This window comes from Mesorhizobium sp. B1-1-5 (genome assembly GCF_006443065.1).
Classification (GTDB): domain Bacteria; phylum Pseudomonadota; class Alphaproteobacteria; order Rhizobiales; family Rhizobiaceae; genus Mesorhizobium.
This window is the reverse complement of sequence record NZ_VFWS01000526.1, coordinates 1-1,176: the sequence shown is the minus strand read 5'-3', so window position 1 is coordinate 1,176 and position 1,176 is coordinate 1. Positions and strand designations below refer to the sequence as shown.

General features: G+C 62.8%; 3 protein-coding genes and 1 pseudogene. All 4 read left to right on the top strand.

The features are described 5' to 3' along the window. Nucleotides 1–388 (top strand): tetratricopeptide repeat protein (locus tag FJ980_RS32990; RefSeq protein WP_140547597.1); only part of this gene is annotated, 388 nt, incomplete at its 5' end. A 36-nt stretch (nt 389–424) separates the two neighbouring features. Then, nucleotides 425–598 (top strand): hypothetical protein, encoded by a 174-nt coding sequence (locus FJ980_RS35025; RefSeq protein WP_181165380.1) that lies wholly within the window; start codon nt 425–427, stop codon nt 596–598. Between the two features lies 1 nt (nt 599). Then, nucleotides 600–917 carry a UBP-type zinc finger domain-containing protein gene (locus FJ980_RS32985; protein ID WP_140547596.1) on the top strand — a complete coding sequence of 106 codons (318 nt, stop codon included), beginning with the start codon at nt 600–602 and terminating at the stop codon, nt 915–917. Between the two features lie 112 nt (nt 918–1,029). Then, nucleotides 1,030–1,176, top strand: a pseudogene (locus FJ980_RS32980) (elongation factor P); the annotation flags it as partial.

Below are 1,176 nucleotides of genomic sequence, written 5' to 3'. Positions count from 1 at the left end.
GATCTATGCCAACGGCGTCGGCGGCAAATCGCGCGACGACGCCCAGGCCCGGCGCCTGCTGGCTCAGGCCGCGCGGCAAAACTATGACACCGCGCAACTCGACCTCGCCACCTGGATGATCGAGGGCCGCGGCGGCGGGCGTGATTTGAAATCCGCCTTCGGCTGGATGAAGCAGGCCGCCGAAGGCGGCAATGTCGCCGCCCAGAACCGCCTGGCGAAACTCTATATGCAAGGCATCGGCACCGAGCCGGACCTCGTGCTTGCCGGCGCCTGGTACATCGTCGCCCGCCGCGCCGGCCTCATCGACCCCGAGATGGACGATTTCCTGCAAGGATTGAGCGACGACCAGACCAAGCAGGCACTGCAGAAGGCAAACCGCCTGCCCTGACGCGATCAGCGGAAATCCAGCGGAAGTCATCGCGCGATGCTCGTCGAGGCAAGTGACCTCGATCTTTCCATGCAGATGGCTATCATGCGGTCGTCGCAGATCCGTCGGCTGGCAAAAGTCTTCGATATCATTACCGAAGCGGTCGCCGCGGTTTCGATGAGAGCGGTTGAGGGTTTATATCGCGGCATCGCTTCTCCAAGGAGGCAATGAAATGGCTTCGCCCGACAAACGATGCACGCATGGCAGCTTCATCCTCGAGGTAACGCCAAGCGCCGAAGGTGGCGAGGAGTGCCTGAAGACCGGTTCCTGGTGGGTGCAGCTGCGGCTGTGCCGCACCTGTGGCCATGTCGGCTGCTGTGACAGTTCTCCGAACCGTCACGCCACCGGCCACTACCGGGCGACCGGCCATCCGGTCATCGAGGCCTACGACCCGCCCGAGACGTGGGGCTGGTGCTATGTCGACGAGGTCATGCTCGATTTCTCGCAGGACAAGACGCCGCAACGCGGCACCATCGTGCGCTTCGATTGAGCCGCCGCCTCGGGACACCCGATCAGCGCCAGCTTGCCTCTTCGGGCGATTTGTGGTCTTGGAGGCCCGAAATCGCTGTCTTGCGAACATCTCATTCCCGGATCACATCATCATGGCCAAGATCAACGGCAACGAAATCCGTCCCGGCTACGTCATCGAGCACGATGGCGGCCTGTGGGTGGCCGTCAAGACCAACACGGTCAAGCCGGGCAAGGGCGGCGCCTATAACCAGGTCGAACTGAAGAACCTCATCAACGGC

Coding starts and splice junctions, on each gene's coding strand:
- FJ980_RS32985 (WP_140547596.1), top strand. CDS start 600: ATGGCTTCGCCCGACAAACGATGCACGCATGGCAGCTTCATCCTCGAG.
- FJ980_RS35025 (WP_181165380.1), top strand. CDS start 425: ATGCTCGTCGAGGCAAGTGACCTCGATCTTTCCATGCAGATGGCTATC.